The 25,089-nt window shown below is 41.5% G+C and carries 19 protein-coding genes; 12 read left to right on the forward strand and 7 right to left on the reverse strand.

The annotated features are described in order from the left end of the window. Positions 1-17: 17 nt before the first annotated feature. From LV85_RS08370 to LV85_RS08380, 3 genes are all read left to right on the forward strand, one after another. Positions 18-1,295, forward strand: a complete 1,278-nt coding sequence (locus LV85_RS08370) for a Glu/Leu/Phe/Val family dehydrogenase (RefSeq protein ID WP_111318248.1) — start codon at positions 18-20, stop codon at positions 1,293-1,295. Positions 1,296-1,367: 72 nt separating this feature from the next. Further along, a complete protein-coding gene (locus tag LV85_RS08375) occupies positions 1,368-2,030 on the forward strand; it encodes a phosphatidylserine decarboxylase family protein (protein WP_111318250.1) in 663 nt (220 codons plus the stop codon). A gap of 74 nt (positions 2,031-2,104) precedes the next feature. Continuing rightward, entirely contained in the window at positions 2,105-2,605 is a 501-nt protein-coding gene (locus LV85_RS08380) for a hypothetical protein (protein ID WP_111318252.1), read from the forward strand. 55 nt (positions 2,606-2,660) lie between these two features. Here the strand turns inward: LV85_RS08380 and LV85_RS08385 are convergent, their stop codons facing one another. The 5 genes from LV85_RS08385 to LV85_RS08405 form a co-directional block, all read right to left on the reverse strand. Further along, positions 2,661-3,134: a Clp protease ClpB gene (locus LV85_RS08385; RefSeq protein ID WP_111318254.1), complete on the reverse strand. Its 474-nt coding sequence runs from the start codon at positions 3,132-3,134 to the stop codon at positions 2,661-2,663. After that, positions 3,131-3,541 (reverse strand): hypothetical protein, encoded by a 411-nt coding sequence (locus LV85_RS08390; RefSeq protein ID WP_111318256.1) that lies wholly within the window; start codon positions 3,539-3,541, stop codon positions 3,131-3,133. Before LV85_RS08390 ends, LV85_RS08385 begins: the two co-directional genes overlap by 4 nt. Before the next feature lie 97 nt (positions 3,542-3,638). Beyond that, positions 3,639-4,322, reverse strand: coding sequence for a tRNA (5-methylaminomethyl-2-thiouridine)(34)-methyltransferase MnmD (mnmD, locus tag LV85_RS08395; RefSeq protein ID WP_111318258.1), 684 nt, complete (start codon positions 4,320-4,322; stop codon positions 3,639-3,641). Next, entirely contained in the window at positions 4,319-4,801 is a 483-nt protein-coding gene (gene ispF, locus LV85_RS08400; RefSeq protein ID WP_111318260.1) for a 2-C-methyl-D-erythritol 2,4-cyclodiphosphate synthase, read from the reverse strand. Before ispF ends, mnmD begins: the two co-directional genes overlap by 4 nt. Further along, the gene (locus LV85_RS08405) at positions 4,798-6,039 is read right to left on the reverse strand and encodes a M16 family metallopeptidase (RefSeq protein WP_111318262.1); all 1,242 of its coding nucleotides are present in this window, start codon (positions 6,037-6,039) and stop codon (positions 4,798-4,800) included. The genes ispF and LV85_RS08405 overlap by 4 nt, the downstream gene beginning before the upstream one ends. 203 nt (positions 6,040-6,242) lie before the next feature. Here LV85_RS08405 and bshC point away from each other — a divergent pair, with 203 nt between their 5' ends. The 9 genes from bshC to LV85_RS08450 all read left to right on the forward strand — a co-directional run bounded on the left by bshC (position 6,243) and on the right by LV85_RS08450 (position 22,074). After that, positions 6,243-7,808 carry a bacillithiol biosynthesis cysteine-adding enzyme BshC gene (gene bshC, locus LV85_RS08410; RefSeq protein WP_111318264.1) on the forward strand — a complete coding sequence of 522 codons (1,566 nt, stop codon included), beginning with the start codon at positions 6,243-6,245 and terminating at the stop codon, positions 7,806-7,808. Next, the gene (locus LV85_RS08415; protein ID WP_111318266.1) at positions 7,798-8,370 is read left to right on the forward strand and encodes a 5-formyltetrahydrofolate cyclo-ligase; all 573 of its coding nucleotides are present in this window, start codon (positions 7,798-7,800) and stop codon (positions 8,368-8,370) included. Before bshC ends, LV85_RS08415 begins: the two co-directional genes overlap by 11 nt. A 909-nt stretch (positions 8,371-9,279) precedes the next feature. Beyond that, positions 9,280-12,519 (forward strand): SusC/RagA family TonB-linked outer membrane protein, encoded by a 3,240-nt coding sequence (locus LV85_RS08420; RefSeq protein WP_111318268.1) that lies wholly within the window; start codon positions 9,280-9,282, stop codon positions 12,517-12,519. 18 nt (positions 12,520-12,537) lie between these two features. After that, positions 12,538-14,190 carry a SusD/RagB family nutrient-binding outer membrane lipoprotein gene (locus LV85_RS08425; RefSeq protein ID WP_111318270.1) on the forward strand — a complete coding sequence of 551 codons (1,653 nt, stop codon included), beginning with the start codon at positions 12,538-12,540 and terminating at the stop codon, positions 14,188-14,190. A 19-nt stretch (positions 14,191-14,209) separates the two neighbouring features. Then, positions 14,210-15,157 (forward strand): hypothetical protein, encoded by a 948-nt coding sequence (locus tag LV85_RS08430; RefSeq protein WP_111318272.1) that lies wholly within the window; start codon positions 14,210-14,212, stop codon positions 15,155-15,157. A 138-nt stretch (positions 15,158-15,295) separates the two neighbouring features. Next, entirely contained in the window at positions 15,296-18,088 is a 2,793-nt protein-coding gene (locus tag LV85_RS08435) for a 2-oxoglutarate dehydrogenase E1 component (RefSeq protein WP_111318274.1), read from the forward strand. Between the two features lie 88 nt (positions 18,089-18,176). Next, positions 18,177-19,718, forward strand: coding sequence for a 2-oxoglutarate dehydrogenase complex dihydrolipoyllysine-residue succinyltransferase (gene odhB / locus LV85_RS08440; RefSeq protein ID WP_111318276.1), 1,542 nt, complete (start codon positions 18,177-18,179; stop codon positions 19,716-19,718). Positions 19,719-19,820: 102 nt separating this feature from the next. Next, positions 19,821-21,218: a dihydrolipoyl dehydrogenase gene (gene lpdA, locus LV85_RS08445; RefSeq protein WP_111318278.1), complete on the forward strand. Its 1,398-nt coding sequence runs from the start codon at positions 19,821-19,823 to the stop codon at positions 21,216-21,218. Between the two features lie 82 nt (positions 21,219-21,300). Further along, complete coding sequence (locus tag LV85_RS08450) at positions 21,301-22,074, forward strand: Rossmann-like and DUF2520 domain-containing protein (protein WP_111318280.1); 774 nt, start codon at positions 21,301-21,303, stop codon at positions 22,072-22,074. 33 nt (positions 22,075-22,107) lie between these two features. Here the strand turns inward: LV85_RS08450 and LV85_RS08455 are convergent, their stop codons facing one another. Together LV85_RS08455 and LV85_RS08460 are read right to left on the reverse strand one after the other, a co-directional pair. After that, the gene (locus tag LV85_RS08455; RefSeq protein ID WP_111318282.1) at positions 22,108-23,655 is read right to left on the reverse strand and encodes a carbon-nitrogen hydrolase family protein; all 1,548 of its coding nucleotides are present in this window, start codon (positions 23,653-23,655) and stop codon (positions 22,108-22,110) included. Between the two features lie 136 nt (positions 23,656-23,791). Then, positions 23,792-24,793 carry an acyl-ACP desaturase gene (locus LV85_RS08460; protein ID WP_111318284.1) on the reverse strand — a complete coding sequence of 334 codons (1,002 nt, stop codon included), beginning with the start codon at positions 24,791-24,793 and terminating at the stop codon, positions 23,792-23,794. Positions 24,794-25,089: the final 296 nt, after the last annotated feature.

Below are 25,089 nucleotides of genomic sequence, written 5' to 3' on the forward strand. Positions count from 1 at the left end.
CTAAATCAAACCCAAATATGGCTTACATTGAACCGGCTCCTATTAAGGATAAAGAGAATCCTTTGGAGTCAATGATGGAAAGATTCAACATTGCAGCTGAAAAGCTAGGCCTCTCTGATGAGGTGTACAATGTGCTGAAAAATCCTGCCAAACAAGTAATCGTTTCCCTTCCTATCACCATGGACAATGGAAAAATCCAAGTCTTTGAAGGTATCCGAGTAATCCACTCCAACATTCTTGGCCCAGCCAAAGGCGGTATCCGCTTTGCCCCCGATGTACACATCGATGAGGTGCGTGCGCTGGCGGCTTGGATGACATGGAAATGTGCAGTAGTGGACATTCCTTATGGTGGAGGTAAAGGAGGTGTACGATGCAACCCTAGAGAAATGTCGAAGGGTGAAATCGAACGACTCGTCAGGGCCTATACCTTGTCTATGATCGATGTGTTCGGTCCCGATAAGGATATTCCTGCTCCAGATATGGGTACAGGTCCTAGAGAAATGGCTTGGCTCATGGATGAGTATTCCAAAGCACGTGGAATGACGGTGAACTCAGTAGTCACAGGGAAACCCTTGGTATTGGGTGGCTCCTTAGGCCGAACCGAGGCTACTGGTCGTGGTGTGATGGTCTCTGCTTTGGCAGCCATGCAAAAATTAAAAATTAATCCTTTTCAAGCTACTTGTGCAGTTCAAGGCTTCGGAAACGTAGGCTCTTGGGCAGCTAGACTTTTGGAAGAAAGAGGCTTGAAGATTGTCGCTATTTCCGATCACACAGGAGCTTTTTACAATGAAAAAGGAATCAATATTGTCGAAGCTATAGAATACCGTGATGCAAATGGCGGAAACCTAGAAGGCTTCAAAGGCGGAGACAAAATGGAAAATGCAGGTGATCTGCTAATCTTGGATGTCGATGTGCTGGTGCCTGCTGCGGTAGAAGATGTGATCACGATTCACAATGTAAATGATGTCAAAGCTAAGCTGATCGTAGAAGGCGCCAATGGCCCAACTTCTGCAAAAGCGGATGCTATCATCAACGAAAAAGGAATCATGGCAGTGCCGGATATCTTGGCAAATGCTGGTGGAGTGACAGTATCTTACTTCGAATGGGTTCAAAATAGACTGGGCTACAAATGGACTGCTGATCGTGTAAATCGTCGTTCTGACAGGATCATGAAAGATGCCTTTGATACAGTTTATCAGACCTCATTGAAGTATGAGGTGCCTATGAGAATAGCAGCTTATATCGTTGCTATTGATAAAGTTGCGAAGACATATACATACAGAGGAGGATTCTAAGGCTCTTCTATCGAAAGAATATTTTATCTTTGAGGCGTGGAGCAATCTCCACGCCTTTTAGTTTTGAAGCTTATGACTATACACAGAGAAGGAAGAGTTTTGTTATTTTGGCTGCTAATCATCCTAGTAGCCGGCAATTACCTCATTATCTATTTCATGCCAGATGCTAGAGTGCTTTCAAATGTAGCTGTATTAGGAAGTATTGCGCTTTATCTGATTATTCTTCAGTTTTTCAGAAGCCCAATCATCCAATTGCCATCTGACGAAAGTTTGGTGTACGCTCCAGTAGATGGGAAAGTAGTGGTAATCGAGGAAACTTTTGAAGAGGAGTATTTGAAAGAAAATCGCAGACAGGTATCCATATTTATGTCTCCGATCAATGTGCATATCACTAGATCTCCCATCAAAGGCATCGTAGAGTTTTTTCAATATCACCCAGGAAAATATCTGGTAGCTTGGCATCCTAAATCAAGCACAGAAAATGAGCGTACGACTATGGTGGTAACTCATGAGAATGGTACAAAACTACTGGTAAGACAAGTTGCTGGAGCTTTAGCAAGAAGAATCAAGTGGTATGTAAAGCCGGGCTCTGAGTTAGCTCAGGGTGGAGAATTTGGCTTTATCAAATTCGGGTCTCGTGTGGATGTTTACCTTCCACTGGATGCTGAGGTTTTAGTTGGGTTGGAAGAAAAAACTAAAGGTGGCAGAACTCCTATCGCAAGGTTGAAAGGATAGGTTCTTAACTTTACTTGTAGCGAATTGATTAGTAGAGTCGTTCTAGGTTTTGTTAACCAAATTTCTTCTCAGCCATGAAACATCTTTCCTTACTTTCTCTTGCCCTAATAGCTTTCAGTTTTGTTGCCTGCGACAAAGATGATGATCCGCTTCCGAACCAATTAGTGGGTAATTGGGAAGCTCGATATTATGTAGATTCTGTAGACTATTGGGTGGTGAATACGCTCGAGTTTAAAAATGACAGTGTCTATCAATTTAGAACTACAGTTAGAGATTCGGAAACAGGACCTGATTTAGGCTATCGTATGTATTATGATGATAGATATGAATGGGATGGAATGACATTCAAATATCTTCCAGACTTGGCTAGTTGGATTGACCATAGAGAAGAGGCTTTTTATGTACCAAAGCAAGAGTTATTGGCTGGAATCATGGATTATTTTTATCAACCAACTGCAAGGATCACATTTGTAGAAAATAAAGAGAAGTTAATATTTCAGGACCTTTGTCCAGAAAACCCTGCTTTTGGATGTGAAGGGCTTAGAAACCCAATAGAGTATGTTAGAGTGAATTGAAGGCAAATTGTTCCATAAAAAAAGGATGTTTTCAACTACTGAAAACATCCTTTTTTTAAGCCTTAATGACTTTTTTATAGACTACAATTCCAAGGCCTAGACTAATCAGGAATAGAATCAAGCTGATCCACTCAAAAGTCCGGCGCTCGGATAGCTTCTCTTCAAGTTGTTTGTCTCGTTCTGCTACAGCTCTTTTTAGTGCCTGTACATCCTTCTCCTGCTTGAAGGCAATGGCTTTGTAGTCTTCGCCAGTTTGAGTTGCTGTGGTGGTCTCTATATCGCTAATCATCCGGAGTTCGTCCATAATGAGGTTGTCCTTTGCGATGATTCGCTCCAGCCATTCATTCGTTTCGATCATGTCCTTCTTGGTGCGATTGCCGAAGATGCCTGATTTCTTACTTTCGGATTCCTTCCATTGCTGAGTAAGTGCATCGCGATCCTGAACCATTTTTTCCAGTTTTGCCTGGCCTGCTTCAGTGAATTGTGGTGATAATAAGTTTAAGAATAATAGGACTAGTCCGAAGATCATTTTTCTTGTGGGTATAGCTTGCTAAGCGTTGCCATTTCTGGGCGCTCGACGTTGAGTTTGGTTCTAATATAGAGAAAAGCAAAAAGCAGCATTCCTACGAAAAAGATTAAGGTCGCTGATTTTGCCTTCCATGTATCCAGCTGTTGAGAGTTGATCTCGTGGTTTTTATGTGCTAATTGGCTTTTCAAGCGCTGAATGTCTTTTTCCTGGGAAACTGCAATAGCCTGAAAATTTTCGCTTCTAACTGTTAGGTCAGTGCTCGTCAAAACTTTCGCGTCACTTTCCAGAGCTTGAACCTTGCTTTCTTCCAAAGCAGTCGGTGAAGCTGTATTCTCCAAGGTGCTGATGTTGCTTGCGTAAATTTGAATCGGTAATAAAAATAGCCAAGTAAAGATTGCAGTTTTCATATCTAAATAATTTGTCTGTCGAATGCCATCCCGAAAACGATCGAGAAGGTTGGTGGTTTTTCAAATTTCTTATCCAAACTGCATTCCACTTCACAAATTATTTTTTCCAGCCTCGCGTCATTTCTTTTTTGCCAGGAGGTCCAGGCAGGATTTCTACTTCAAGTCCCAATTCTTTCAGGTCTCTTCTCAGTTGGCCAGTGGCGCAGTAGGTCGTGAATATTCCACCAGGGTTAATCGATGAACAAACCTTGTTTAATATGTCTTTTGTCCACATTTCTGGCTGTTTGCTCGGTGCGAATGCATCAAAGAAGACCACATCGCTAGGGTAGAGCACTACGTCTTGAAGGGTAGTTTTCTCCTTTTTCATATTGAAATATTCAGACATGATGATGCCTTTGTCCCAGTCAGCCTTGTGCACTCTTTGCAAATAAGGTTTGTAATGAAAAATCGCATCGTCCATATCGCCGTAGTTTAACTGGGAATAAATATCCTCAGTTAGTGGAAATGGCTCAATGCTATGATAAAGCACTGGGATCTGATTTTGCTCCGCCCACACTAAAGTAAGCCAAGCGTTAAGTCCTGTACCGAATCCAACTTCAAAAACCCGGATTGGCGTTTTGTTTGGATTGTTGATTACCCAGGAGTCTAGTCCATATAGCATGCATATATGAATAGATTCTTTGAAAGCGCCTCCTAGATTGTGGTAGCTTTCTTTTAACTCTTCATTGTAAAGAGAATGTGAGCCATCTTCTGTAGTGACAATTTTCAAGTTTTCGCTCATACCGAATAGATTAATGCTGTACAATATGCAGATACTCCTTCTTGTCTCCCGACAAACCCTAGTTTCTCAGTAGTAGTAGCTTTGATGGAAATATCATTTTCAGAGACATTCATCACTTCAGAAAGACATTTCTTCATTGTTGGGATATGAGGATTGACTTTAGGCAGCTGAAGGCAAATAGTAGTGTCTAAATTGCCTACTTCATAGCCAGCTTCACGAATAAGAACCATTACTTCGGTAAGCAGGATTTTGCTGTCGATTCCTTTGAATTTGGGGTCTTGATCTGAAAAGTGATGTCCGATATCGCGTAGATTGGCTGCGCCAAGAAGTGCGTCGCAGATCACATGAATCAGCACATCTGCATCGGAATGACCGACAGCGCCTTTCTCATACTCCAATTTGATCCCACCCAGCCAGAAGTCATAGCCTTCTTTGAGTTGATGGACATCGTAACCGAAACCTATTCTGAATTTGTTCATGCAGGTACAGATTTATAATATAATACTGAGGAGTTTTCTTCACGGATCAGGCGATTGGCCCAAGTCATGATTTCATCTCCTTTTATTTTTGATTTATTTTCGAATTCCTCGTAATACAAGTCTGGGCTCCCGAGCTGTGCATAATTTGCCAGATTCATGGCTCGATTTAGCACTTGGATAGATTCATAGGTTTTCATTGCTTCACCTTGATTCTTTACTTTTTGAAGCGAAAGGTCAGAGATTTCTGAAGTTAAGAATTTAGAAACTACCTCGTCCAATGCGTTTTCGGCTTCTTCTGCTGAAACTCCAGATTCCATTTTCCCAGAGAAGATCAATAAGCCAGGATCTACAGATCCCAAGATATACGCTCCTACAGCGGCGAAAAGTTTCCCGTTCTTCACCAAAGTTTGCTCTAGGAGAGAGCTCTTGCCAAAACCTATAATGTCCGTAATCAAGTCAGCCTCTAAATACCCCTCAGCCAATTTTGCTGGCATTTTGTAAGCTTTATATAAGGCGTCTGTGGGTACAGATGCTTCTACGATTTTGATTCTTTTGGTCAGTTGGGCTGGCTCAATTGGGATTTGCAGATTTGATTTTGAAAGATTTGGGATAGGTTCAAACCATTTCTTCGCCAATTGCTCAACTTCAGCTTGAGTCACCGCTCCGGCTACGACCAAGACAGCATTGTCAGGTCTGTAGTTTGCCTGGTAGAAAGCCCAAACATCTTCCTGCGTGTAATTGATGATGTCATCCAGATTTTGCCCGATTGTAGGCCAGCGATACGGGTGGGTAGTGTACGCCAAATCCCGCAAATGATGAAATACATCGCCATAAGGCTGATTGAGGTAGCGCTGTTTGTATTCTTCCATCACTACTTTTCGCTGAGTTTCGATGGTTTTCTCACTTAGCGTCAGCTGCAGCATGCGATCAGATTCCAGCCAAAAAGCCGTTTCTAGATTGGCGGCGGGAATGGTGATGTAATAATTTGTAATGTCAGGACTGGTGAATGCGTTGCAGGCTCCTCCGACGCGCTCCAGTTCTCTATCGAAAACTGGGACATTGGCAGAACTTCCAAACATCAAGTGCTCGAAGAAATGGGCAAGTCCGGTTTTGCCGAGCTTTTCATTTCGGGATCCGACTTTATATAGCAGGTTGAAAACAGCGATTTTACTGCCGTGATCTTCGTGGACGATCACTTCCAGTCCGTTTTCTAGGAAAAATCTTGTGTAGGGTAGCATAATTGTAGCTTGCAAAGCTAAGATAATTGGCAATTTTGGCTAATCGGGAAGCCGTATTTTAAATAAACCTTCGGGCAAAAACTTCAGTTTAACCAGAAACAATCCCATTGATGTAAGCATTCCGTGTTTTTTCGAAAAAATAGCGAACTTTGGAATGATTGCCTAAGTTAGTTACCCTTTACAACCCTCAGCTCCGATTCCTTATGAAGAAACATTGCGTAGAACTCCATCAAACCGGACAGTTTTCACAATTTTTTTTAGATTACATCGGAGGAAAAAAGGCACTAGCTCCTTTTTATACTCATGAGCCTAAGTTGGAAAGCTTCAAACAGGCAATTGCGCAGAAGACTTTTTCCGAAGGAAATAGAAAAGTGCTGGTCGGAGCATTACATAGCCAATATGCTAATCAGGAAGTGAGTCATGCTGTATCTTCGAATATTAAAGCTCTGGGGAATGAAGGTACTTTTACAGTTACTACTGGGCATCAACTGAATCTCTTCACAGGACCGCTATACTTCATTTACAAAATCGTTTCTACGATCAATCTTGCCAAGAAATTGGCGGAGACTTATCCTGAAAATAAGTTTATACCTGTGTATTGGATGGCGACGGAGGATCATGATTTTGACGAGATCAATTACTTCAAGCTTGATGGGAAAAAGTATCAGTGGAATTCTGAGCAAACTGGCGCTGTAGGAGATTTTGAGTTGGATAAGAGTTTCAAGGAATTTCTGAAGTCGGTTTCTTTCGCTCCGGAGGTTTTTCAAGAAGCTTATTCTACTTCCAAAACTTTAGCAGAGGCGGTAAGGAAATATGTAGACGCGCTGTTTGGTGATCAGGGGTTGATAATCGTGGATGGTGATGATGCAAGCTTTAAAAGAGAATTTTCAGAAGTTATTCTTTCCGATTTGTTTGAGCATAGTCCGTTTGAGAAGGCTACTGAGGCCACAGAGGCGTTGGAAAAATTGGGTTACAGCAGTCAGATATTTCCCCGAGAAGTCAATTTCTTTTACCTGGATAAGGGAGTGAGAGAACGGATTGAAAAAATGGAATCAGGGTTTGGAGTCGTAAATACCGAATTGCGATTTACAGATGAGGAAATGAAGGCCTTGGTAGAAAAACATCCAGAGCGTTTCAGTCCAAATGTGGTTCTAAGACCATTGTATCAAGAAGTGATCCTGCCAAACCTAGCCTATCTTGGAGGTCCAGCTGAAGTGGTGTATTGGCTTCAGTTGAAAGGAGTGTTTGATCAGTTTGAGGTTCCTTTCCCTGTTTTATTGCCTCGTAATTTTGCTTTGCTGATCAACGAGAAAGTGCAGCGTAAAATGAAGCAGTTGAATTGGGATGTTGAAGACCTTTTCGTGGATGTAGAATATTGGAAAAAGACTTTCGTAAAATCTGAGGCTAGCATGGATATAGAACTGGCCAAGCAAAAGGAGATTATTTCTGCTATTTACGACATCAAGGGTAAGGAAGCAGCACATTTGGAGAAAAGTCTAGAAAATGCTTTTGAGGCTGGAAAAGTGCGCTCCTTGAAAATTATCGATCAGATGGCTACGAAACTCCGTAAGGCTGAAGAGCGCAGATTGCATACTCAAATAGAACGTGCCTGTTGTATTCAGGAGCTTGTGAAGCCAGGTGGAAGTCCGCAGGAACGGGTGGTGAATATGATGCAGTTTTACCTGAGTAATCCTGATCTGATCTCAGAGTTGTTGGGTTGTTTTGATCCGCTGGATTTCAGAATGATGGTGCTGACCCATGAGTCTTGAAAAGAACCAGTTAAGAACTTTTTATAAAAGCCTTCGTGCGGCTTTGACTGATGAAGAATTGGAGAGAAAATCTCTTGAGATCAGGGATAATGTGATTGCATTTTTAAGTGAGAGAAAAGAGCTAACCCATTTTCATCTGTTTTTCCCCATACCCAAACAACGAGAGGTTAATACCTATCCAATCAAAAATTATCTTGAGAATAAGGGATGCGCTATATATACTTCAAGAGTGGGGTCAGATTCTTTGGCGTTACAAACCTTGTTTCTGAAGCACGATACAGAGTTTCAGTTTGACAGCTGGGGGATTCCGGTTCCATTAGATTTTGACTTGGTGAACAATGAATCCATTCAAGCGGTTTTTGTCCCCTTGTTAGCATTCGATCAAAAGGGAAATAGGATAGGATTTGGAAAGGGGTATTATGATGTGTTTTTGGCAAGTCTAGATCCTTCGGTTTTGAAGATCGGCTTAAGTTTTTTTTCGCCAGAAGTGAGTATTCCCTCTGAATTGCACGATGTGCCGCTAGATTATTGCATCACTACCGAAAGTGTCATTATTTTTTGATTTTCTAATAAAAGGTCAGGAAAGCTAAAATTCTTTATTGTAGCTCGGATTGTACTTATTCGAAGATTTGATCTGAATGAGAATTAGGATGTCCATTTCTGGATTTTGTGAGTTGATTAGAATTGGCCAAAAGGCCTAGAAACCGCAGTTCTTAGTTTGCCAATTGATCGGTATTATCCATTATATGCGATAGGTGCAATTTTAGGGGTAGAATACAATATCCGCAGAAATACCATTTCTGTAATGTTTTTATGCATTCAGCATATAATTTTATGGTGTTTATGCTCGCTAATAGGGGTCGATTGATCTATGATTTACGATTTAGGTGATGATTTGGCATAATTTGTAATTATTTCAAACCTACTATTGAAAATAGCGCAAGATTTTAAACTGATTTACCAAAAATTTGACCCATATATTGCAAAAAATACATTTTTATATCCATGATGTTCTGCATAATCCACGTAATTAAAATTATATTTTGTTTAGGTCTAGGTTTTAGGTATTAGTTCTAAAATATTCTGTAATAGCTCCTTTATCTTCTATATAATCTTTTTTTTCCCAAATTTAAACATTTTTTCATTTTGTGCGATTATGCACATTTGCAAAATATTATTCTGACTTTGGGGGGATATCAGATGTTTCGTGTTAATTTTTGTTAATGAGCGCATCTGTGCCGAATATTCAATTCTTTTAGCCACTTAAACAAAATTCTAGCCATTGATTGAAAATAATCTCCTATAATTTACCTATTTGATAAATAAATTATTCTATAACAATTAATTGTATTCTAAATATTCTTATTTGATTATAAAATATAACTTTTATTATCCCCAGTCTTTACAATAGGGCATTTTGATATTCACTTGAAAGGGATTTTATTTACGTATCAACTAAACTAAATACCTTATGAGAAAAGCTTTACTCTTGGTTGTTGCGCTTTTCACCATGACCCTCAGCTATGAGGTGTCGGCGCAGCAACGGGTAATTACCGGTACGGTAATTTCCGAGGAAGACGGGCTCGGTTTGCCAGGGGCAACCGTACTCGTGAAAGGTACTACAGTGGGGACTACCACCGATCTAGATGGTAATTACTCCATTACAGTGCCTGCAGGTTCTGATGTATTGATTTACACTTTTGTCGGTTTGAAGCCTTCAGAAGAAACTATCGGCAACAGAAGTGTTATTAATGTCACCCTGAAAACAGATGCAGCTCAGCTATCCGAAGTGGTGGTGACGGCGATCGGTGTGGAAAGGGAGAAAAAAGCCTTGGGTTATGCGGTCAGCACAGTAGGTGACGAGCAGCTCGAGAATCGTCCTGAGCAAGACGTGTCACGCGTACTGCAAGGAAAAGTACCAGGTGTGAATATCACCGCCACCAATGGTATGTCTGGTTCGGGTACTAACATGGTAATTAGAGGTTACTCCTCAGCTACCGGTTCTAACCAGCCTTTATTCGTAGTAGATGGTGTTCCATTCAATACGAATACAAACAACACCAATGGTTTTACTACTGGTGGTGCTGCTACCTCATCTCGTTTCTTGGATATTGACCCAAACAATATTGAGACTATCTCAGTGTTGAAAGGTCTATCTGCTACCGTACTTTACGGTGATCAGGGTAGAAATGGTGTGGTTTTGATCACTACGAAATCTGGTTCTTCTAAAAGAAGTGCCGCTGAAGTGACCATCAATCAATCGTTCTTTGCCAATAAAGCGGCTTCTTTGCCAACTTATGGTACTGAATATGGTAATGGTTTCCAGCAAGCTCCAGGCTTCTTCTTCTCTAACTTCGGTCCGGGATTGAATGACGGTTTGACTATTGACAATCCAATTGCAAAATCATCTCTTGCCTCGATCAGAAATGCCTTCCCAGAATATTGGGTAGATGGAATCGTAGGTGGAACCCCTACTCCGTATGAGTATAAGTCTTATGAGGATCCTTCTACAGCTTTCTTTAGAACAGGATTGGTTAGTAATACTTCTGTTCAGGTGGCTGGTGGCTCTGATAGAACAGGTTTCAACGCTAGCTTTGGCTTCACAGATGATGAAGGATTTACTCCAGGTAACGAATTGATCAAATACAACTTTGGTCTTGGTGTTAATTCTGCAGTAACTGATAAATTGTCTATCAACTCCAGCTTTACCTTTGCGATCACAGATTTGGAGTCTCCACCTGTGAATGCTGCTTTTGGTTCTGGTCCTTCCGGTGGTATTCCTTCCGTATTTGGACACGTATTGTATACTCCTAGATCTGTGGATTTGGCTGGTCTTCCTTGGAATAATCCAGTAGATAACAGCTCAGTATATTACCGAGGTGGTAATGATATTGTAAATCCAATCTGGTTGGTAAATAATTATGTGAATACTTCGGATGTGAAGAGATTCTTTAATGCGACATCATTGATCTATGATGTTTCAGATAATTTCTCAATAACCTATAGATTCGGTTTGGATACCTATGGTGAGAAACAAGAGCTTCGCTATAACAAAGGAGGACCTTCTAGTAGCTTAGCTACTCAATCTGGTTATTACAGAACGATCAATATCGTCAATACTATCTGGAACCAGGATTTGGTCCTCAATTGGAAGAAAGAATTCTCTGATAAGTTTGGAATGAGTGTTTTGCTTGGTGGTAACTCCAGATATGATTCTTATATCCAGGATGGTGTAGCTTCCCAAGGTCAGCTGGCTTATAACTTGTTCCGTCATTCTAACTTCACGAATTCATCTTCTAATGATGCTTATTCTGGAGGTACGATGAATAGAACGGAAGAGCAAAGAAGAATGGGTATATATGCCAACGTGACATTGGATTATTCAAGCTTCTTGTATTTGAACTTAGTTGCGAGAAATGACTGGACTTCTACGGTAGAAAAAGAAAATAGAAGAATTCTTTATCCTGGTGCTTCTGTTTCCTTCATCCCAACTTCAGCATTCAACTGGAATTCTTCCACCTTGAATGAATTGAAAGTGAGGTTAGGATATGGTACTTCAGCAGGATTCCCTTCTCCATATCGTACAAGAAATACACTTGATCAAAGTGCCAGAGCATTTGTGAGAGATGGTTCCGTGACTCAAACTCACTCTGTATCAAATAGTTTAGGAAATCCTAACTTGAAACCAGAGCTTCTTGAGGAATTGGAATTAGGTATAGAAGCATCGATGTTCAATAACAAATTGAAGTTTGATCTGTCCTTATACGAGAAAAACACAAACGACATGATCACTAATGCTCCTATTGATCCATCTACTGGTTTTACCAGCACCTTGATCAATATCGGTAAAATCAGAACAAGAGGCGTGGAATTTCAGGCAACTGTAACTCCGATCTCAACAGCTTCTGGTTTCACTTGGAACTCCATCGTCAACTGGGGTATGTACAGATCACAAACAATGGAATTAGGCTTCGGTCTTGAAGAAGTTGTGGTAGCTGGATTTACTACTCTCGGTAACTTCGCTATTCCTGGTGAACCTTTCAACGTTATCAAAGGAACTGGCTTCGCTAGAGATCCAGATGGCAATCCTATTGTATTGTCTGATGGTATTTATCAGGCTGATCCTAATTTGAAAATCATCGGTGATCCTAATCCTAAATGGAATAGCTCATGGATAAACACCTTCTCATTCAAAGGCTTTACCCTTTCTGCAATGCTGGAGTACAGACACAAAGGAGATGTATTCTCCAATACTGTGACTGCTACGCTTGCTAGGGGTGTGACTAAAGATCCTGTTGCTGATAGGGAATTGACCTATATTATGCCAGGTGTAAGACAAGACGGTACGAATGCTGACGGTACGGCCAATTATATCAAGAATGACATTCAGATTTCTGCATCAGATTATTTCTTCTCTGGTTATCAAGGAAGAACAGATGAGCCGAATGTGTTCGATGGTTCTATGATCCGTCTTCGTGAATTGTCTCTTGCCTATGAATTGCCAACTGGCCTAATGGCCAAGTCTCCATTCAAAAGAGCCTCTATCGCTGTAAGTGGGAGTAACTTATGGTTCAAAGCCTTGAATTTCCCTCCAAACATGAATTATGATGTGGATGTGTTGGGAACTGGTGTAGGCAACGGTCTTGGTTTCGACTTCGTGACTGGTCCTAGCTCTAGAAGAATTGGTGGTACGGTAACTCTTACATTCTAATTCCAAAACTGAACTAAAATGAAAAGAAAAATATATAGCCTGTTAGTGGCCTCTACGATGTTATTTGCGTCGTCCTGTGGTGATCTTGATCTCCTGGACAATCCAAATGCTGTAACGGCTTCTACAGCATCCCCTGATTTCCTTCTTAACAGCATTCAGCTTGATTACAAGGATTTCTACAATACCGTAAGCAATCATGGTATGGCATTGACTCGTATCATCAACCAAGGTAGTGCACAGTATGAGAGTTCATATACTGTTTCATCCACCAATGGTTATTGGTCAAACTCCTATGCTAATATCTTAGCTGATATTCAGTTCTTAGAGCCTTTAGCAGTTGAGGCTAACTTCCAGAGACATTTGGGAATTGCGAAAACTATCAAAGCAATGGTTTTATTCCATTTGGTAGATTCCTACGGTGACGTGCCTTATACTGAGGCCTTGGATCCTGGGAATTTCTTCCCAACTACTGATTCTGGAGCTTCTGTATACGAAGCTGCTTTGCAAAGTTTGAATGAGGCAAAAGAGCATTTCACTGCTACTTCAGCTGGTGCGCCAAATGATTACTTCTACGGCGGTGACTACACCAAATGGGTGAGATTGGCGAATACGATGAAGCTTCGTTACTACATAAATACCAAGCTGGTAAATCCTGCTGCTTCTAAAGCAGGGATTGATGCATTAGTAGCTGAGAATAATTTGCTAAAAACTGGTGATGATTTTGCTTTCAGATTCGGAACCAACTCTGCTGATCCAGATTCAAGACATCCAAGTTTTAGTGGGTCGTATACTTCTGGTGGTGGAACTTATCATTCTACCTATTACATGTGGCACATGACTGAAGCTAAAGGATTTGATGATCCTAGAGCGAGATACTACTGGTACAGACAAGTAACGGTAAACTCAACTAATCCTGATGAGATTGAGTGTATTACTCAGATAGCACCTCCTCAATATTTGGTTGGTAACTTTATCTATTGCCTACCTGGAGAGAGAGGTTATTGGGGTCGTGATCACTTGGATCCTGATGGAGTTCCACCAGATGGATTGCTTAGAACAGTTTGGGGTCTATATCCAGCGGGCGGTAGATTCGATAACGATTCTGCTACACCGGTCAATAATTCTACCCTAGGTGCTCAGGGAGCCGGTCTTTACCCTATCATGCTAGCTTCTTATGTTGACTTTATGCTTGCGGAAGCTGCATTGACTTTGAACGATGATGCAGCAATGGCTAAGAGCTACTTACTGTCTGGTGTTGAAAAGCATATGAATTATGTGATCAAGTACGGAAATGATTCTCAGGAGTCTGGTGCTATCAGTAGTTTCTTTGGTGACAAAGAGATTGATATCTTAGACGAAGTTGAAGATTATCTTGGGTATATCAGCACTGAATATGATGGGGCCTCTGCTTCTAAAAAGATGTACGTCATTGGTCGAGAGTATTGGTTGTCTTTGTTTGGAAATGGAGTGGAAGCTCTTAATCTATACAAAAGAACTGGACAGCCTGCGAATATGCAGCCTGGATTAGAACAGGATCCTGGGCTATTCCCACGGTCTTTCTTATATCCGAACAACTATATGGTGACCAACAATACTGCGGTTCAAAAGCCAGACTTAAGTGCGCAGGTGTTCTGGGATACCAACCCAGCAGGTAACGCTTGGATTTACTAAACCAAAAAATTGAAACAATATGAAAATGTTAAAATATAGTTTTGGCCTACTCTTAGGTGCTTTGGTTTTCCTAAGTTCTTGTAGAGACTTCGTAGAGCCGAATATTCCATATTCAGAATTTGATACTGGTGCTTATTTACGTACAATCGCACGGACAAGTACTACATTCAACTTCTTTGATTTGGCAAACTCTAAGTTTGCGCTAACACTTGAGGTAGTGGATGCGGAAGATGGAGCTACACTTGAGACAGTGGCTATCAATGTACAACATAGAAGATTGATTCCAGGGGTAGGTTTGGAATATACTCCAACTGAACCAGTGTTGATCAAAACTCTTAGTGCATCAGATTTTGCAACGAATACGGAATCTAGATTTCTTAGATCATCTTTTGAAATTAGTGCAGATGAGGCGATTGCAGCTGTTGGATTGACTCCTGCGGATATAGAAGGTGGTGATGTCTTTGAATTCAGCATGGTGCTGACGGACAAGTTCGGTCGCACATTCAATCGTGAGAATGTTTCTGGCAACATCGCCGGTGCACCTTTCTATGATTCACCTTTCCAGTATTTTGTATCAGTGATTTGTCCATCTGATTTGGGTGGTACATTTGAATACACGGCTACAGATATGGATAGTGTTTATGGCTCTTGTCCAGGTACTATTTCAGGTACGATTACCTTTGCGCCGATTACGACTTCACCAGGATCATATAGAATTTCTGACGGTACCTTCGGGTTTTGGAATTGTTACGGTGATTCATGGGGGTCTGGGGATGTTCGTTTGAATGATGCTTGTGGTACCTTGACTATGTCAGGAGCCGATAAATACGGCGCAAGTTATAGCATGACCCTTGTAAGCGTAGATGATACAAATCTTGTACTTACTTGGTTGAATTCTGATGGTGAGACAGGAACTGCCACTATCAAATCAAATGCTGATAAACCTTGGCCTTCCAATCTTAAATAAGAAGAGTTTAATATGATTTAAAAGCGGCGCTATAAGTGCCGCTTTTTTTTAACGCACATGTATATTTGGAAAGGCAAATAAGCAATTTTTTATTATAGATTTAAGACCTTAGCTTTGATTCTTCATTAAGGATCAATTATGGATAAGTTTTCTTATATCGCTAACGCTCACGTGTCCTACATCGATGAGCTTTACTCTACTTACAAGTCTGACCCAGCATCAATCGACCCAAGCTGGAAAGAATTTTTCGATGGCTTTGACTTTGCACTGACCAATTATGGAGAGGATGAAAATGCTGCCGTATCCAATGGTAAAGCTACTACTCCTGCAAAAAACGGAGCATTAGCTACTCCTGGTACCATCATGGACATGGAGCAATTGCCAAAGGAAATCAAAGTAAGGGCTTTGATTCATGCCTATCGCTCTAGGGCTCACTTGAGGTCAAAGACAAACCCAGTCAGAGAGCGTAGAGATAGAAAAGCATTAATTGATCCGCAGGATTTTGGTTTGGGCCAAGAGGATATGAATACTGATTTCCAGGCTGGAAATGAGATTGGAATCGGAAATGCCAAGTTGTCTAAGATCATGGATTCCCTGAAATCCATATATGAGGGCTCAGTTGGATTTGAATATCTATACATACGAGATCCAGAGATGCTGGACTGGTTCAAAACCAAGGTGGAGAAAGAAGCTTTAGCTTTTAACCCTACACACGAAGAGAAAAAGAGAATCCTTTCGAAATTGAACCAAGCGGTGGTTTTCGAAAACTTTTTGCATACTAAATACCTTGGTCAGAAGCGTTTCTCCCTAGAAGGTGGCGAGAGCACTATTCCTTTTTTGGAGGCTGTGATCAATACTTCCTCAGAGTTAGGAGTAAAAGAAGTAATGATCGGAATGGCTCACCGTGGGCGTTTGAACGTGTTGGCAAACGTCATGGGTAAAACCTACGAGCAGATTTTCTCTGAATTCGAAGGAACTGCGAAACCAGATTTGACGATGGGTGACGGAGATGTGAAATATCACATGGGTTATTCCAGTGATATCATTACACATTCTGAGAATAAGGTTCACTTGAAATTGGCTCCTAATCCTTCTCACCTAGAAGCGGTGGATCCAGTGGTAGAAGGTTTCCTTCGTGCCAAAATTGATTCTGAATATAAAGGAGATTACAAAAAAGCACTTCCTATTCTAATTCACGGAGACGCAGCTGTCGCTGGGCAGGGTATCGTCTATGAGGTGACTCAGATGGAAGGTCTGAAAGGATACAATACGGGTGGCACCATTCACTTTGTGATCAATAACCAGGTTGGTTTTACCACTGATTTTGATGATGCTCGTTCCTCAATTTATTGTACTGATGTGGCGAAAATCATCGATGCCCCAGTAATTCACGTGAATGGTGACAATGCTGAATCCGTTGTTTTCGCAGCTAAACTTGCTGCTGAATTCAGACAGAAATTCAACCGTGATATTTTTGTAGACATGGTCTGCTACAGACGTCATGGGCACAACGAATCTGATGAGCCTAAATTCACTCAGCCAGAATTATATAATATTATTTCTAAGCATCCCAATCCACGAGAAATCTACGTGAAGCGTTTGGCTGAGCGTGGTGATATCGAGGCGAAATTAGCTTCTCAGATGGATGAGGAGTTCAGGCAACTACTACAGGATCGCCTGAATTTAGTGAAAGAAAAGCCCCTTCCATATCAGGCAACACGCTTCGAAGAGGAGTGGAGCAGCTTAAGAAGATCCAAGCCAGAAGATTTTGATCAGTCTCCAGAAACAGGAGTTAGTCAAGACCTGATAGAAAAAGTAGCAGAAGCGCTTACGGTAATTCCTAAAGGATTTAAACCACTTAAGCAGATTGAAGCGCAATTGAAACAGCGTAAGGATATGTTCTTCCAGTCAAAAACCTTGAACTGGGCAGCGGCTGAATTGCTTGCTTACGGTTCCTTGACATTAGAAGGGAAGACCGTTCGATTAACTGGTCAAGATGTGCAGAGAGGCACCTTCTCTCACCGTCATGCAGTATTGCATGATGCCAGTACAAATAAGGCCTACAATTCCTTAAAGGAAATGAAGGATAGAAAAGGTGATTTTTACATCTACAATTCGCTATTGTCAGAGTATGCTGTGCTGGGTTTTGAATATGGCTATGCGATGGCAAATCCTAACTCATTGACCATCTGGGAAGCTCAATTTGGTGATTTTGCCAACGGTGCTCAAACGATGATTGATCAGTTTATTTCCTCCGGTGAGTCCAAGTGGCAGAAAATGAATGGCCTGGTGATGCTTCTTCCTCATGGCTACGAAGGTCAGGGGCCTGAGCACTCCAATGCTCGTCCGGAGCGTTTCTTGCAGCTTTCAGCAGAATACAATATGATAGTGGCAAACATCACGGAACCTTCTAATTTCTTCCATTTGCTGCGAAGACAGTTGGCATGGAAATTCAGAAAGCCATGTATCGTGATGTCGCCTAAGTCTCTTTTGAGACATCCTAAAGTTGTTTCTCCACTTTCAGAGTTTACCTCAGGTACATTCAGAGAAGTACTTCCAGATACTACGGTGAACGCAAAAGACGTGAAGCGAGTGGTGCTATGTTCAGGCAAAATCTTTTATGATCTAGATGAGGCAAGAGAAAAGGAAAAAGTAAAAGATGTAGCAATCATTAGAATTGAGCAATTGCATCCACTCCCTAAAAAGCAAATGCTGGAAGCTTTGGCTGCATATCCAAAAGCCGAACTTGTTTGGGTTCAAGAAGAACCTTCTAACATGGGTTATTGGAATTATATATTGAGATTGCTTTACAAAGAATTGCCAATGGAGCTGATTGCACGAAAAGCTAGTGCTTCTCCAGCTACCGGTTACAATAAAGTCCACGTGGAAGAGCAAAAGAATATTGTTACTCAAGCCCTTAAATTGAAATAAACACAGCTCTTTTTTATAAAGACATCCAAAATAATCGTATCATTTTGTTCCTCTCTTTTTGACTAGAAAGAGAAAAAAAGAAAAACTTATGAGCAAAGAAATTAAAGTCCCAGCTGTAGGCGAATCCATCACGGAAGTAACCATCGGCCAATGGTTTAAGAATGACGGAGATGAAGTTCAGATGGACGAAGTCCTATGTGAACTGGAATCCGATAAAGCTACTTTCGAGTTGCCAGCTGAAGCTGCGGGTGTACTTAGAATCAAAGCCCAAGAAGGCGATGTGTTGGAAATCGGAGCTGTGATTTGCGAAATTGACGAAACTGGAACTCCAGGCAAGTCTGAGCCAGCTGCTGAGGTTGCTCCTAAAAATGGGGAGAAACCTGCTGAAGCAAAATCTTCTGGCGCAACAGCTACAGGAGAAGTGAAAGATATGGTAGTTCCTACCGTAGGTGAGTCGATCACTGAAGTTACCTTGGCCAATTGGCTGAAAGGTGACGGGGATTACGTGAAGTTGGATGAGATCATCGCTGAGGTGGACTCTGATAAAGCCACTTTTGAACTGCCTGCAGAAGCATCAGGAATTCTTCGTCATGTGGCGCAAGAAGGCGATGTGCTTGAGATTGGTGGAATGATCTGTAAGATCGAAGTGACCGAAGGCGAACCTGCTGCGGCAGCTTCATCTGAATCCTCGACTGCTCCAGCATCTGCTGCGCCGTCAGGAAATTCAAATTATGCTACTGGGCATGCTTCTCCAGCTGCTTCCAAGATTTTGGCAGAAAAAGGAGTTTCTCCAGAGTCAGTTCAAGGAACTGGAAAAGACGGTAGAATCACGAAAGAAGATGCCCAATCAGCTCAGAAATCAGCTCCTGCACCAGCTAAAGCTGAAAGCAAACCAGCTGCGGCTGCTGCTCCAGCTCCAGTTGCAGGTTCTAGAAATGAGCGTAGAGAGAAAATGTCTTCTTTGAGAAAAACAGTAGCTAGGAGATTGGTGTCTGTGAAAAATGAGACGGCTATGTTGACCACATTTAATGAGGTGAACATGAAGCCGATCATGGACTTGAGATCCAAATTCAAAGAACAATTCAAAGAAAAGCATGGTGTAGGACTTGGTTTCATGTCTTTCTTCACCAAAGCAGTTTGCGTAGCCCTTCAGGAGTGGCCATCTGTCAATGCTAAAATCGACGGAAATGAGATGGTTTTCAATGATTTCTGTGATATTTCTATCGCTGTATCTGCTCCGAAAGGATTGGTAGTTCCGGTAATCAGAAATGCTGAAGCAATGAGTTTTGATCAGATAGAAAAAGAAGTAGTTAGACTGGCAATGAAAGCTAGAGACAACAAGCTTTCTATCGAAGAAATGACTGGTGGTACGTTTACATTGACAAACGGAGGAATCTTCGGTTCAATGATGTCAACCCCAATCATAAACGCGCCACAATCAGCTATCCTAGGCATGCACAACATCGTGCAGCGCCCAATGGCTGTGAATGGTGAAGTTGTCATTCTTCCGATGATGTACTTGGCACTTTCTTATGATCATAGAATCATCGATGGTCGTGAATCCGTAAGCTTCCTAGTGAGAGTAAAAGAATTGCTTGAAGATCCGACACGATTGATGTTTGGAGTCTAGGGAATTACGATTTGTGATATACGATTTACGAGGGGGTGAGTAACTTCAGCCCTCATTTTAAACAGTCTTGACTCTTGGTTCTAGACTCTAAAATCTAAAAAAATGTACGACGTAATAGTTATAGGTTCTGGCCCAGGTGGATATGTAGCAGCGATTCGCTGTGCGCAGCTTGGCTTGAAAACCGCCATTGTTGAAAAATACCCTACCCTTGGAGGGACTTGCCTGAATGTGGGTTGTATCCCGTCTAAGGCATTATTGGATTCCTCAGAGCATTACCATAATGCTGCGCATACCTTCGAGACTCATGGCATTAAGTTGAGTAATTTGAAAGTTGACTTGAAGCAGATGATTACCCGTAAAGATGATGTAGTGAAGCAGAATACTGACGGGATAAATTACTTGATGAAAAAGAACAAGATCGATGTTCATCAAGGAGTTGGCTCTTTCGTGGATAAAACAACGGTGAAAGTCACTAAGGATGATGGTGCTTCTTCAGATATCCAAGGCAAAAACATCATTATCGCTACAGGCTCTAAGCCATCTTCTTTGCCTTTTATCAAGCTGGACAAGGATCGTGTGATCACCTCTACTGAAACTTTGAACTTGAAAGAAATTCCGAAGCATTTGGTAGTAATCGGTGGTGGAGTGATTGGTTTGGAGTTGGGTTCAGTCTATGCAAGATTGGGAGCGAAAGTTTCTGTGATCGAATTTATGGATTCTTTGATTCCTACTATGGATCGCACCATGGGCAAAGAACTTCAGAAGTCTTTGAAGAAAATTGGTTTTGAATTTTTCCTCAAGCATAAAGTGACCGCTGTAGAAAGCAAAGGCAAAGAAGTAACTGTCAAAGCTGAAAACGGCAAAGGTGAAACTATAGAAGTGAAAGGCGATTACGTTTTGGTTTCTATCGGTAGAAAGCCATACACGGATGGCTTGAATGCTGAAGCTGCAGGTGTGAAAATCACTGACAGAGGTCAAGTGGAAGTGAATGATCACTTGCAGACCAATGTGCCAAATATCTATGCAATCGGCGATGTGGTGAAAGGCGCAATGCTAGCCCACAAAGCTGAAGAAGAAGGTGTGTTTGTTGCTGAGACTATATTGGGTCAAAAGCCACATATCAATTATAACCTGATTCCTGGTGTAGTTTACACGTGGCCAGAAGTGGCTGCTGTAGGATATACGGAGGAGCAACTGAAAGAAAAAGGTATCAAATACAAAACTGGTAAATTCCCGTTCATGGCTTCGGGCCGTGCGAGAGCTTCCATGGATACAGATGGATTGGTGAAAGTACTAGCAGATGCGGAAACAGACGAAATCCTAGGCGTGCACATGATTGGCCCAAGAACTGCAGATATGATTGCTGAAGCTGTGGTAGCTATGGAGTACAGAGCATCCGCTGAGGATATCTCAAGAATGTCTCATGCGCATCCGACCTACACTGAAGCTTTCAAAGAAGCTTGTTTGGCGGCTACGGATAATAGAGCGTTACATATATAAAATTAGTACCCTTGCTGATTTAGGCCATTCGAAGAGATTCGAGTGGCTTTTTCTTTTTGGGGAAAAATAGTTTACTTCCATCATGAAGTTTAAAATTGCCTTAATTGGTGCAGGTAATGTCGCTTGGCATCTTGCTCCAGCATTAGAAGACGCAGGTCATGTGATTACGGAAGTCTACGCCCGTACCTTAAAAAGCGCGGAGAATATTACTGACCGGGTGTACGCAGGTGAGCCTAAAGATGATCTGGACTTTTCGGCGAGTGAGGCGGAGATATTTATCTTGGCGGTGAAGGATTCGGCAATCCTTGAAGTGGCTGATGAGATTATTCTGCCCGAGGACAGTATTCTTGTGCATACTTCGGGGTCTGTTGCCTTGGATATTTTGAATTACAGTTCAGCGACTTACACGGGCATATTTTATCCTTTGCAATCATTTACAAAGGGAAGGAAAATTGAATTTGACGAAGTTCCTTTTTTGCTGGAGTCTGACGATGAAGAGACTTTACAAAAGTTGAAAAAGCTGGCAAAAAGTTTGACGCCGCTGACTTATACTGTGAGATCAAAGGATAGGAAGGCTATGCATATCGCAGCAGTCTTCGCCAGTAATTTTTCCAATCATATGATTAGAATTGCTGAGGAGGTGATGCGTAGGCAGGGATTGGACTTTGAGATGCTCAAGCCGCTGATTATAGAGACGATTTCCAAAAGCCTTCAGATAGGAGCTAAAGCCGCGCAAACTGGCCCAGCTATACGTGAGGATTATGAAACCCTGGAAGACCATCATCGCTTTTTAAGCTACAACGAGAATTTCGCCGAAATCTATAGATTAGTCTCCCAGGATATCATTGATAGCTGATTGATACGCTTTTCGCTGAATGTTTCTCTGCGTCTAAGACTTTTTCTTTCTAGTCGTCTTTTTCCGTAAATCAAATAAGTCAGTTCTCCGGTCTTTCAAGTTCTGTACGCTTCCAAATTGATTCAACTCTCTTAGCAAAGAAATATCCACGTCGGCAATTAACGTCATCTCGTTATTTGGAGTGGCCTCGGCTTTTATTCCATTACTTGGGAAGGGGAAATCGCAAGGAGTGATCACCATAGATTGTGCGTATTGCATATCCATATTATGCACTTTGGGCAGATTGCCTACAGAACCAGCCATGGCGACATAGCATTCATTTTCGATTGCTCTGGCCATCGCACAATTTCTGACACGGGAATAGCCATTTTGAGTATCTGTGAGAAATGGGACAAACAAAATATCCATTCCTTCATTGGCAAGCAGTCTGCTAAGTTCAGGGAATTCTACATCATAGCAGATGAGAATTCCTATTTTGCCGCAATCTGTATCGAATGATTTGAGGATATTTCCACCTTGCATTCCCCAGACTTTGGCCTCGAGCGGGGAGATATGGAGCTTCTCGTAAGATTCAATAGAGCCATCTCGCTTGCATAGATAGCCTACATTATACAATTTGTCGTTTTTGACCATCGGCATGGAGCCGGTGATAATATTGATATTATACGAAACTGATAGCTGCCCAAAACGCTTGACGATCTCATCGGTGTATTTTGCCAATCCACGAACAGCCTGTGCCTCACTCAGGTGATTGAATTCTGCCATCAGTGGTGCATTGAATAACTCAGGGAAAAGGGCAAAGTCAGAGCGATAGCCAGAAACAGCATCGATAAAATATTCCGCCTGCTGCATCAGCTCATCCAGATTATCATACAAACGCATTTGCCACTGGATCAATCCAAGGCGAACAATGGTCTTATTGGTAGAGGCTTCTTTGTTTGGCTTTTCGTAGAAAATATTATTCCATTCCAACAATACCGCAAACTCGCTGGAAGCAGAGTCTCCTTCCAGATAGTTCTTCATAATTCGAGCAGGGTGGAAATCATTTGCCAACTGGAAATTCAATACTGGATCATAAATTTCCTTGAGCTTCACCTTTTCCAAATACTCCTTTGGCCCCATCTGATCAGCATACTTATGATAATTCGGGATTCTACCTCCAAACACAATTCCCTTTAGATTAAGCTTTTCACAGAGTTCTTTGCGGTAATCATATAATCTTCTTCCAAGTCTCAGACCACGAAATTCCGGTTTGATAAAAACATCAATACCATACAGCATGTCGCCAGAATCATTGTGGTTTTCAAAGGTGAAGTTGGTTGTGATGTCCTTGTAAGTGTGCTCTCCTTCCAGTTCAGCATCGTCTACTATTATAGATAGGGCGCAACCTGCTAGCTGATCATTTATTTTAATAACAACCTGGCCTGCTGGAAATTTCGTTATCAAGGTTTCAATCTGGCTTTCTGCCCAGAATGATCCCGGCATGCTTCTATATGCCTCGATCATGGCAGCCTTGAGAGCTTTGTAATCAGAAGGCTGAAGGTAGGATAATGATATATTTTCTGATTGAGTATTGTCCATGTGCATGGCTTGTGGCTTATTAAATAGGAAGGGACAAATTTAGATAAAGATAGAATGTCCGAAGGATAAGGGTATTGTGTTCAACCAAAAAATCCTTTCCGTGATGGAAAGGATTTGAAATGGATATAGTATTGGGTTATTTAAGCCAAGCTAATTTCACCTCTTCAGGAGCTTTCATTCTATCAGCTAATCTCATATATCGATCAGATAGTTTTACTAGGTATTCCTGTGCTTTAGCTGCGACGTCATTTAGTCCAGTTAAGCTTTCGATTTTCCAAAGGTCAACTAGATGCTCGATAATTCGGGCATAATCCCAGCCAGTATATATTCCTACTTTTTGAGTAATGGCGGAGAATTCGGTGAATAAAGAAGGGTTAGAACCTCCAGTGCCCATCATAACTGCAGGCATTACTATCTGCTTTCTCATAAGCTTTTCAAAAGCAATGATTGCTCCATTTGGATCAATTTCGAAGATGGCTGACATAAAGCTTTTATAGGCTTTTTCATGCCTGGCTTCATCACCTGCAATCTGCTTACAGATTCTTCCTAAAATAGGATCGCCAGCTATATCAGCTAATTTCCCTGTATTTACATGGGAGACTTTGGTAGCTCTCTCCTGAAAGGAAGTATACACAATCGCCTGATAAGGGTCTCCTCCAGTATTGGCATCAAATCCATTCATAAGCAATCTGTGGATCGTCTGCTCTACAGCTTTCATGTCCACCCTACCTGTCATGTACAAATACTTATTTAATAGATCTCCGTGGCGATTTTCTTCTGCTGTCCAAGATTTCGACCATCTAACCCATCCTGAAGGAGATAGGAGGCTTCTTTCTGGATTGATTCCTTCCAAGAGATTGAAATATGTCTGATAGCTTGGTAATGCTTCTTCGGTAATCATGTTGCCGATTAATGAAGTCAATATTGTATCTGGGATACCGTCAGATCTTTGCTGAAGTTGCTTGATCTGATCATGAATATCGGGATCTCCAAAATCGGGAAGGAAATCTGATGGTTGCCAGCATTTGTCCGGATCAACTAGGATATTATCTACGGCTTCGCTTACAAGACCATCCAATTGAGAGATGACCTCTATGTTCTTTTCTAGTTCGTAATTTATTTCTCCTGATTTCATCATGGATAAATTTAGACCCGAATTGAAAAAATTCGGTAGGGTTTTGAGATAGGACAAATTTACTCACAAATGGACAAATTACTTATAAAAACTGCCCATCAATGATTCAAGATTCACGTAACTAACCAGCATACAGTTGCTTAGCGGAACAAAGAGTTGAGTTTTTTAACAATAAGTATCAAGATTTGCCCCCTGAGACCTTTGAAAGCTGATAATTTTTGGTGATCACCTGTCCATTAATATAAGGAAATTTATGTCCTCACAGTTCAATTAGCCAAAAAAAGCCTCCGTAAGAAGGC

Source organism: Algoriphagus chordae (assembly GCF_003254055.1).
In the GTDB taxonomy this organism is placed as follows: Bacteria; Bacteroidota; Bacteroidia; order Cytophagales; family Cyclobacteriaceae; genus Algoriphagus; species Algoriphagus chordae.

What these genes read in the sequence shown, in the direction of transcription:
- LV85_RS08450 (WP_111318280.1), top strand. Translation starts at nt 21,301, where the DNA reads ATGAAGTTTAAAATTGCCTTAATTGGTGCAGGTAATGTCGCTTGGCAT.
- lpdA (WP_111318278.1), top strand. Translation starts at nt 19,821, where the DNA reads ATGTACGACGTAATAGTTATAGGTTCTGGCCCAGGTGGATATGTAGCA.
- LV85_RS08415 (WP_111318266.1), top strand. Translation starts at nt 7,798, where the DNA reads ATGAGTCTTGAAAAGAACCAGTTAAGAACTTTTTATAAAAGCCTTCGT.
- mnmD (WP_111318258.1), bottom strand. Translation starts at nt 4,322, where the DNA reads ATGAGCGAAAACTTGAAAATTGTCACTACAGAAGATGGCTCACATTCT.
- odhB (WP_111318276.1), top strand. Translation starts at nt 18,177, where the DNA reads ATGAGCAAAGAAATTAAAGTCCCAGCTGTAGGCGAATCCATCACGGAA.
- LV85_RS08390 (WP_111318256.1), bottom strand. Translation starts at nt 3,541, where the DNA reads ATGAAAACTGCAATCTTTACTTGGCTATTTTTATTACCGATTCAAATT.
- LV85_RS08405 (WP_111318262.1), bottom strand. Translation starts at nt 6,039, where the DNA reads ATGCTACCCTACACAAGATTTTTCCTAGAAAACGGACTGGAAGTGATC.
- bshC (WP_111318264.1), top strand. Translation starts at nt 6,243, where the DNA reads ATGAAGAAACATTGCGTAGAACTCCATCAAACCGGACAGTTTTCACAA.
- LV85_RS08375 (WP_111318250.1), top strand. Translation starts at nt 1,368, where the DNA reads ATGACTATACACAGAGAAGGAAGAGTTTTGTTATTTTGGCTGCTAATC.
- LV85_RS08370 (WP_111318248.1), top strand. Translation starts at nt 18, where the DNA reads ATGGCTTACATTGAACCGGCTCCTATTAAGGATAAAGAGAATCCTTTG.
- LV85_RS08455 (WP_111318282.1), bottom strand. Translation starts at nt 23,655, where the DNA reads ATGGACAATACTCAATCAGAAAATATATCATTATCCTACCTTCAGCCT.
- LV85_RS08380 (WP_111318252.1), top strand. Translation starts at nt 2,105, where the DNA reads ATGAAACATCTTTCCTTACTTTCTCTTGCCCTAATAGCTTTCAGTTTT.
- LV85_RS08385 (WP_111318254.1), bottom strand. Translation starts at nt 3,134, where the DNA reads ATGATCTTCGGACTAGTCCTATTATTCTTAAACTTATTATCACCACAA.
- ispF (WP_111318260.1), bottom strand. Translation starts at nt 4,801, where the DNA reads ATGAACAAATTCAGAATAGGTTTCGGTTACGATGTCCATCAACTCAAA.
- LV85_RS08420 (WP_111318268.1), top strand. Translation starts at nt 9,280, where the DNA reads ATGAGAAAAGCTTTACTCTTGGTTGTTGCGCTTTTCACCATGACCCTC.
- LV85_RS08435 (WP_111318274.1), top strand. Translation starts at nt 15,296, where the DNA reads ATGGATAAGTTTTCTTATATCGCTAACGCTCACGTGTCCTACATCGAT.
- LV85_RS08430 (WP_111318272.1), top strand. Translation starts at nt 14,210, where the DNA reads ATGAAAATGTTAAAATATAGTTTTGGCCTACTCTTAGGTGCTTTGGTT.
- LV85_RS08425 (WP_111318270.1), top strand. Translation starts at nt 12,538, where the DNA reads ATGAAAAGAAAAATATATAGCCTGTTAGTGGCCTCTACGATGTTATTT.
- LV85_RS08460 (WP_111318284.1), bottom strand. Translation starts at nt 24,793, where the DNA reads ATGATGAAATCAGGAGAAATAAATTACGAACTAGAAAAGAACATAGAG.